Genomic DNA, 8,742 nt, shown 5'->3' on the forward strand with positions numbered 1-8,742 from the left:
CATCTCGAGTTGGCGTTCATGGGCAGCGTCTCGGCCGACGATTTCGAATGGGGCACCAAGGCCGCACTCACCGGCGGCACCACCATGGTGGTGGATTTCTGCATCCCCGATCCCGGCCAGTCGATGCTGGCGGCCTACCAGGACTGGCGGCGCAAGTCCGAGCGGGCGGCCAGCGACTACGGCTTCCACATGGCGGTGACCTCATGGTCGAAGCAGGTGTTCGACGAGATGGAGATCGTGGTCAAGACCTACGGCATCAACACCTTCAAGCATTTCATGGCCTACAAGGGCGCGCTGATGGTGAATGACGACGAGCTCTACAACTCGTTCGCGCGCTGCGCCCATCTCGGCGCGCTGCCGCTGGTCCATGCCGAGAATGGCGACGTCGTCGCTTTGATGCAGGACGCGCTGCTGGCGCGCGGCGTCACCGGGCCGGAGGGCCACGCCTATTCGCGGCCGCCGGAGGTCGAGGCCGAGGCGACCAACCGCGCCATCATGATCGCCGACATGACCGGCGCGCCGGTCTATATCGTGCACACCAGCTGCCGCGAGGCGCATGAGGCGATCGCGCGCGCCCGCGCCGCGGGCAAGCGGGTCTATGGCGAGCCGCTGATCCAGCATCTGTTGCTCGACGACAGCGAATACCACGACAGGGATTGGGACTATGCCGCGCGGCGGGTGATGTCGCCGCCGTTCCGCGACAAGGCGAACCAGGCGAGCCTGTGGGCCGGGCTGCAATCCGGCTCGCTGCAGGTGGTCGCGACCGACCATTGCGCGTTCACCACCGAACAGAAGCGGGTGGGCCTGGGGGATTTTCGCAAGATCCCGAACGGCACCAGCGGGCTCGAGGACCGCATGCCGCTGTTGTGGACGGCGGGCGTCACCACCGGGCGGCTGACCAGGGAAGAGTTCGTCGCGGTGACGTCGGCAAACATCGCCCGCATCCTCAATCTGTTTCCACGCAAGGGCGCGGTCGCCGCCGGCTCCGACGCCGATCTCGTGGTGTGGGATCCGCAGGCCGAGAAGACCATCAGCGCCAAGACCCAGCTCAGCCGGATCGACTATAACGTGTTCGAGGGCTATCGCTGCACCGGCGCCCCGGTCGTCACGGTCTCGCGCGGCAGGATCGCCTGGAAGAGCGGCGAGCTTCGCGCCGAAAGCGGCGACGGCCGCTATGTCGAGCGTCCGGCGTTCTCGCCGGTTCACGTGGCCAATTCGACCTGGAAGCAGCTGACCGCGCCGCAGGCGGTGCAGCGCGCCAGCGTGACGCCTTGAGGCGGCCGGCCCTTCGGACGACTAGCGCCCGCTTGCCATGGACAGCATATCGTCGCGAAAGTGCCGGCGAAGGGCCGCACTTCGTCGGGCCGTCGCGAGGGCGCCGCATCTCGCAGGTCAGGATCGCCAAGACGTGAAGCGAGATCCGACTTGATCGACGGGCACGAGCGGCGACAGAATGAGGTCGCCGAATTGCCCAGACGCGGGCCGATCGCGTACCCGTTCCGGAGCCGTCGTTCATGAAAACCGGTCTTGTAGTTTGCGTTTTGGCGGCGATGATGGCCGGAACTTCCGCAGGCCGTGTGAAGGCCGAGGGGCCGCGGTTCGGGGCCTATCTGATCAAGACCGGCCTTGATGACGCTCCCCCGTCTCCTCCGTCACCCGGCGATGCCACGGCGGCTCCCGCGACATCCTGCGCGCACGTCGCGTTCTCGCGGATGCTGAAATATGGCCAGAGCGAGCAGAACGTGCTTGATGTCGCGACCGCGGACGCCATGGATGGAACGCCGCGTCCGGTGCTGGTGTTCGTGGTGGGGAAGAGTTTTGCGGCCGACGGCGCGCAGAGCGACCCGAGCGACCCGCTGCTGGAACAGGCGATGTGCTTTGCCGTCCGCAACGGCATGGTGGCCGTTCACGTCGCCTATCGTCTCGCACCCCAGGCCGGCTGGCCGGCCGGCGCAAGAGACGTTGCCGCCGCGACCTCGTGGGTCCACGAGAACGTCGATCTGTTCGGCGGCAATCACAGCGAAATCGTCGTGGTCGGTTACGACGTCGGCGCGTTCCATGTCGCGAGCTTCCTGGCGCACAAGGAATTGCAGGAAACCGATTCGGACGTGGCCGGCGCAGTGCTGCTGTCGGGAATCTATTGGTCGAGCGCCGATGGCGGCGCCGGCGAGCAGTCGTATTTCGGCGCGGACACGAGCAAATATGCCGACCGATCGGCGCTGCCGGGCCTGCTCGATGTCGATGTGCCGATCGTGCTCGCCTGGTCGACCGCCGATCCGCCGCGCCTGGTCACGGAAGCCGAAAAGCTCAAGCAGTCGCTCTGCGGCGCCGGCCATTGCCCGCGCACCGCGCTTTTGACGAAGCAGGACAGTCCGGCCTCGGTGTTCGGCCTCGACGGATCCGGCACCAGCGTTGCCGACCGGATCCATCAGTTGATCGGCGAGCTCGAAACGCGCGGCCTGCCCTGACGCAGGGCGGCCTTCCGTATCGGTTGCGCCGGTCACGGCCAGTCGCCGGCGCCATGCCGAGATCGAACCGCAGGCCTAAGCCGAGTAACCCGGAGCCAGCTTGAATGCGCCGTTCCTGAGCGAATCGGCCTCGACCATCACCACTTCCTCGTCCGGATAGCCGTTGTGCTGTTCGGGCGTGAAGGAGATATCGCCGTAGACGCCGGGATACGCCTTGAGCCTATTGAGATAGGAGACGATCTGCTGCGGTTCGGTCCCGACATTCCGGATCGCCTCGGCAATCATTCGCGGGGTGTCATAGCCGACGGCGACCCACCACAACAGCGTGTCGCTCAATTCGATCTTGGCGCTCTTCAGACGGTCCAGGAACGACGTGGTGCGGTCGGTGAGCTTGCCGTCGGGTGTGTAGCAGACCGGGCGGAAATTGTTGGGATAGACCTTGGCCCAGTATTCGGGCTTGTCCAGCAAGGCCCGCGTCTGGCCGGAGCCGAGCGTGGTCTGGCCTATGATCGGCACGTCCCAGCCCATCTGTCCGCGGGTATTGATGATGCGCGAGAGGAAGCCGGGATTGACGCTCCAGGGCATGATCGCCGCGGCGCCGGCGTCGCGCATGCGCAGGATTTCGGGCGTCAGGTCCGGATTGGCGGCATCGATATTGCCCTGGTAGATCACGTCCGCGCCCCTCGCCTTGAGCATCGGGACATAGGCGTTGACCGAGGCGGTGCCGTAGCCTGTGGTGTCGCTGATGACCGCAACCTTCTTGCGCTTGAGCACGTCGACCACGTAGCGGTTGGCGGCGTCGCCGATCTGCTGATTGGTCGGCGCATTGCGGAAGCACATCGGATATTTCGCTGGGTCGGTCAGGCTGTCGACCCAGCATGGATGGATTTGCGGCGTGTTCGAGCGCGCCAGCAGGGGCACGACCGCAAGCGACTCACCGGAATTGACCGGACCGAACACGACGCTCACCTTCTCGCCGCGCGTCAGCTCGGCTGCGGCATTGACGGCCTTGGTCGGCTCGCTCTGGGTGTCGCGGAGGATCAGCTCGATCTGCCGGCCGTCGATGCCGCCGGCCGCGTTGATCTCCCGCAACGCAAGCTCGCTGCCGCGATTCATCCCGATCCCGGTGGATGATGAGGGGCCGGTGAGCGCCGGAAGGTAGCCGATCCGGATCGGCTCCTTGGCGGCAATCGCGGGCCTGGCGATGGTGCCAGCAATCGCTGCGGCAGCGGACGCCAGCGCTTGACGACGGGTCAGCGGCATCTGATTTCCTCCCTAACCGTTGTTGGCTCACTCCCAAACGTGTCGAGGTTGCTTCGACCTCGGATCTCGCCTGCCTGCGACGGACTATAGCCGTGGCCTGATCGTTCGCATAGCGCGACGAAGAATGCTCAACCCAAAGTTTGACGTGCGTGTGATCCCGTCATGCGGGCTTTTGACGCGGCGCATCATGTCAAGTTGATCCAATTCCACTTTCACGCCATGTTCGTCGTCACCAACGTCAGCCCGCTTATGCGACAGCCATGCCGATCGTCCGCGGCTTTCGGACGCCAAAAGGCAAATGCGTCAGGAGATGCTCAGGTGAGCGACGGAATTCACGGCGGCGCCGCGGCACGACCCAGGCTTTTCCAGCCGTTCCACATTCGCGGGCTCACGCTGAAAAATCGCCTCGTGGTGCCGCCCATGGTCCATTATCGCTGCGATCTGGGCCACACCTGCGGCACATTTCACCTGGTTCATCTTGGTCGCTATGCGCTGGGCGGCTTCGGACTGGTGTTTGTCGAGGCGACGGGGGTGGAGGAGATCGGCCTCATCAACGAACATGATCTCGGCATCTGGAACGACGCCCAGGTGGAAAGTTTCAAGCCGTTGATCGCCTTCATGAAGCGGCAGGATACCGCGATCGGCATTCAGCTCGCGCATGGCGGTCGCAAGTCCTCCTCGCAGACCGCGATGCAGGGCATGGGACCGCTGACCGAGGAGAACCTGAAAACCGGCGCGAAGCACTGGCAGCCGGTCGGACCGACGGCCGAGCCGGTCGGACCGGGCTGGCTGACGCCACGGCAGCTCACGACCGCCGAATGCAGGGCGATGGTCGGCACATGGGCTCGCGCCGCACATAACGCGGTCAAGGCCGGCTTCGATACCATCGAAATCCATATGGCGCACGGCTATCTGCTCGCCTCGTTCCTGTCGCCGGTCTCCAATACGCGCCATGACGAATATGGCGGCGACCGGGACGGGCGCATGCGGCTGCCGCTCGAGATCGCCGCAGCGGTGCGGCGTGAAATGCCAGCCGCGATGCCGTTGTTCGTGCGGGTCTCGTCGGTCGACGGCACGCAGGAAGGCTGGAACATGGATGACACGGTCGTGCTCGCGCGCGAGCTGAAAGCGCGTGGCGCGGATGTGGTCGACTGTTCCTCGGGCGGCATCGCGGGCGCGGCGACGGCCGCGCAAGTGCCGCGCAGTCTCGGCTTCCAGGTTCCGTTCGCGGAGCGGGTCCGCAAGGAAGCGGACATTGCCACGATGGCCGTCGGCATCATTCTCGAGGCGCAGCAGGCCGAGACCATCCTCGAGAACGGCCAGGCCGATCTCATCGCCGTCGGCCGCCAGGCGCAATACAACCCGAACATCGCCCAGCATTGGGCGCACGATCTCGGCATCAACCGCCGCTTCGAGGACTGGTCACCGGAATACGGCTGGTGGCTGGAGAAGCGGATCAGAACGCTGGACGGGTTTGCGACACCAACGGGGGCCGTCATCCATCGCTCGTGAGCGACCATTGGCGGCGCGTTGGCCGGCCGGGATTATTTGATCGGTGTCTCCGCCGCGATCAGTTCCTTGCCGTCCGCGGTCGTGATCATCAGTCGTACCTGCTGGCCACTGCTGCCGGATGGCAGGGCCGCGGACATGCGATTTCCGTTTTTCGGATCGGCTGTCACGGCGCTGTCGAACAAGACGTCGTCGCCGCGTTTCAACGTGATATGCAACGGCGTAGCCGGCTCCAGACTGAAGAATTGAAGATTCACGCCGGCGCCGTCGGTCTCGAGATTGACCAGGATATGCTCATTGGCCTGCGTCACGTTGCTCATGCCGACGGTCGGGCTGTAGGTTTCCGGAATCGAGACTTCGCTCCGCGCGGGAAACCTGGCGCTGTGGAAAAACTGGTCCGACACGCCCGCCCACAATTCGACGTAGGGCTGCGCTTCGCTCGGCTCCGTGCGCGCGTCGGTCAGCGACGGAAATCCCCAGGTCCACATCTTCAGGCCCGGCGTGATCCTGTTGTCGGCAATGCGGATGATCCCCTCCTCATTGTCGTGATTGATCACGCCCCAGAAATTCCCCCCGCCCATATCGGGCGCGGCGTAGGCGATGCCCATGGTCGGCCAGTTCCTGAAATGGCGCAGTTTCTCGAACCGGCGCTGGCCGGGGCCTGCGCTCTCATCGCCGCGGGCCAGATTGGCCGACCATGCCGGCGTGCTGTAAGCCGCGATCGGCGCGATGATTTCAGCGCCGCCGGTCGCTCTGGGATGGTTCGGGTCCGATCCCGGCGCGAGCGTCGTGCAGGTCCAGTACTCGTAGTCGATCGGCCTGGCTTGCGGATTCTTCAGCACCACGCGCGCATCGAGCGCGGCGCGACCGGCCTTCAATGTGACATAGCTCGTCCCCTCGATGCCGGTCGCGCCCGGCCTGAACTTGCTCGGCGCCGCCGCATAGGCGAAATCGTCCTTGAGCGACATCGCCACCGTCACCTCGTCGGCACTCCGACTCACCACCTTGAAATCCCACGGCTTCAACCACGTCTTGCCGTGCTCGGCATCCGGAAAGGTGGGGAAGATGCCGCCATACACCATCATCCAGTCGTAGTAGAAATTTCCGGCCTTCATCCCATAGGGCACGCCGACATCCGCGCGATAGAGCACTTCATGACCGGTCGGCTTGTAGATGATGGAGAGAATGCGGCCGCCAAATCCGGGCACCAGCGTCACCTTCAGATAACGGTTCTCGAGCACATAGCTCTTGAACCTGCGTGCAACGATGGCGGTCGTGTCGAGCGACCCGCTGACGAATCCGTTGTCCGCATCGGTCGCGTATTTGACGGTGCGCCAGGGGATCGTCGATTCGCTGAGCGACACCTTGTCCGGCTCCGGCGACGCCGCGGCGGCGCGGAATGCACCCATGACCGAAAGGACGGCCGCCGAAAGCACGACCGGCGCGAGACGGATGCGGAGACGCGAGGGACCACCAACTGCCATTGACGCAGCCTTGGAACAGCGGGAGCGACAAAGTCCGGATGACCTTGCGCCATTTCTGCTGCAGCTTCCACGAGCCCAATTCCTGGCAGGAAACGTTCTCAGAAACGAGACGTCCTCGATGGCTCGATGTTTGATGACGGCGGAGGCCGGCTGCGCAACAGCGGCCGCCGCAGTCCTTGCAGCAGATGGTGGGCACGACAGGGATCGAACCTGTGACCCCTACCATGTCAAGGTAGTGCTCTCCCGCTGAGCTACGTGCCCGAAAGGTCAAAATATCAGGTGGCGTCCGTATATCGGCTCCGGCGCGGGCAGGCAAGGAGGCCCGACCGCCATCCCAAGCCGGATGGCAGCCCTCTCAGGCTGCCAGCATCTTGTTCACTTCGCTGACCAATTCCCGGAGATGGACCGGCTTCGACAGCACCTTGGCGTTCTTCGGGGCTTCCGAATCCGAGTTCAGGGCGACTGCGGCAAAGCCGGTGATGAACATGATCTTGATGTCGGGGTCGAGCTCGGAGGCGCGGCGAGCGAGCTCGATGCCGTCCATCTCCGGCATCACGATGTCGGTCAGCAGCATCTCGAACGCTTCCTCACGCAGCCGCTGATAGGCCGACATGCCGTTATCGTGGGGCGAGACCTGAAAACCGGCGTTTTCCAGCGCCTTGACCAGGAAACGGCGCATGTCGTTGTCGTCTTCGGCGAGGAGAATCTTGTGCATGGCAAGCGGCGTCAAATCCCGATTGGAGGCGGAACACAGCATTCACTTAACCCGACTGAGGGTAAATTTCGGGTGAAGGTCGGCAGGCATTGGTCGGCCGTTCGCAAGGCTATTTCTGGGCCGAAATACGGCTTAAATCAATGAAGGCCCACTTAACATCTCAGAGAGGTTCCAGCCGGCCGTGTGACTTTTCCCGTGACTTTTCTCTTGGCAGGATGATTGGCATTGTCGACAATACCCCGCTAAAAGCACCGTTGTGTTGGCCAAATCGACCTGTCGCGACCAGCGGATCAGTGAGGGACGGCGCCCGACGATGACCCGGTTTGATGGCGAACTGTCGCCTCCATTCGAGATCGTGGAGCCTTCCGCATGGCGGGCGCCGATCATCTTCAATTCCCCGCATTCCGGCTCGGCCTATCCGGTTGATTTCCTGGATGCGTCGCGGATCGATCTGCCGACGCTGCGGCGGTCGGAAGATTCCTTCATGGACGAATTGATCGCCGATCTGAGCGGCCACGGCTTCGCGGTGGTCCGGGTGCATTTTCCGCGCTCCTATGTCGATGTGAACCGGGAGCCCTACGAGCTCGACCCGCGGATGTTCATCGGACGGCTGCCGAGTTTCGCCAATACCAGGTCGATGCGGGTCGCCGGCGGGCTCGGCACCATCCCGCGCGTGGTCGGCGACGGCCAGGAAATCTATCGCGAACGGCTGTTGGTCGACGACGCGCTGTCTCGGATCGAGACGCTGTACAAGCCCTACCACCGCGCGCTGCGCCGGCTGATCAACCGGGTGCACCAGATGTTCGGCACCGTCGTCGTGGTCGACTGCCATTCGATGCCGTCGATCGGGGTGTCGCGGGACGAGCCGCGCCGGCCGGACGTGGTGATCGGCGACCGCTACGGCACGAGTTGCGCGTCGCTGCTTCCTGACGTGGTCGAGGACACCATGAGCGGGCTCGGCTATTCGACCGGGCGCAACAAGCCCTATGCCGGCGGCTTCATTACCGAGCATTACGGCAATCCGGCCAGCGGATTGCATACGATCCAGCTCGAGCTCAACCGCGCGATCTATATGGACGAGCGACGACGGGAGAAGGGACCGCGTTTTGCGCAGGTGGCCGCCGATTTCGCCGCGCTGGCGGACAAGCTGGCCAGCGTTCCGCTCGGTGAGCTCGGACCGTTTCAGGCCGCTGCGGAATAATAATAGGTCGTGAACGATAAGTGTTTAGGTGTTGCGGAATAAAGCCGGATCGCCGTCGTTCTGGATTGCTGTCATCGCTGACCGCGTCCCGCTCTCCCGGCT

7 protein-coding genes and 1 tRNA gene are annotated in these 8,742 nt (G+C 64.1%); 4 read left to right on the forward strand and 4 right to left on the reverse strand.

What is annotated here, in order from left to right; genetic code table 11:
- Positions 1-1,275, forward strand: a 1,275-nt coding sequence (gene hydA / locus WCB02_RS29645) for a dihydropyrimidinase (RefSeq protein WP_423963486.1), incomplete at its 5' end; no start/stop codon positions are given.
- A 239-nt stretch (positions 1,276-1,514) separates the two neighbouring features.
- Entirely contained in the window at positions 1,515-2,468 is a 954-nt protein-coding gene (locus tag WCB02_RS29650) for an alpha/beta hydrolase (protein ID WP_423963488.1), read from the forward strand.
- A gap of 75 nt (positions 2,469-2,543) precedes the next feature.
- Here the strand turns inward: WCB02_RS29650 and WCB02_RS29655 are convergent, their stop codons facing one another.
- Entirely contained in the window at positions 2,544-3,731 is a 1,188-nt protein-coding gene (locus WCB02_RS29655; RefSeq protein ID WP_423963491.1) for an ABC transporter substrate-binding protein, read from the reverse strand.
- A 318-nt stretch (positions 3,732-4,049) separates the two neighbouring features.
- On the opposite strand from WCB02_RS29655, the gene WCB02_RS29660 reads away from it, so the two are divergent.
- Positions 4,050-5,243: an NADH:flavin oxidoreductase/NADH oxidase gene (locus WCB02_RS29660; RefSeq protein WP_423963493.1), complete on the forward strand. Its 1,194-nt coding sequence runs from the start codon at positions 4,050-4,052 to the stop codon at positions 5,241-5,243.
- A 32-nt stretch (positions 5,244-5,275) separates the two neighbouring features.
- Here the strand turns inward: WCB02_RS29660 and WCB02_RS29665 are convergent, their stop codons facing one another.
- The 3 genes from WCB02_RS29665 to cpdR form a co-directional block, all read right to left on the reverse strand.
- Positions 5,276-6,724, reverse strand: a complete 1,449-nt coding sequence (locus tag WCB02_RS29665; RefSeq protein WP_423963495.1) for a DUF5107 domain-containing protein — start codon at positions 6,722-6,724, stop codon at positions 5,276-5,278.
- A gap of 186 nt (positions 6,725-6,910) precedes the next feature.
- Positions 6,911-6,985, reverse strand: a tRNA-Val gene (locus WCB02_RS29670).
- A 94-nt stretch (positions 6,986-7,079) separates the two neighbouring features.
- Positions 7,080-7,439: a cell cycle two-component system response regulator CpdR gene (cpdR, locus tag WCB02_RS29675; RefSeq protein WP_423963497.1), complete on the reverse strand. Its 360-nt coding sequence runs from the start codon at positions 7,437-7,439 to the stop codon at positions 7,080-7,082.
- 313 nt (positions 7,440-7,752) lie between these two features.
- On the opposite strand from cpdR, the gene WCB02_RS29680 reads away from it, so the two are divergent.
- Entirely contained in the window at positions 7,753-8,640 is an 888-nt protein-coding gene (locus WCB02_RS29680) for an N-formylglutamate amidohydrolase (protein WP_423963499.1), read from the forward strand.
- Positions 8,641-8,742 lie beyond the last annotated feature (102 nt).

The sequence above is a fragment of the Bradyrhizobium sp. genome (assembly GCF_049581145.1).
Lineage (GTDB): Bacteria > Pseudomonadota > Alphaproteobacteria > Rhizobiales > Xanthobacteraceae > Bradyrhizobium.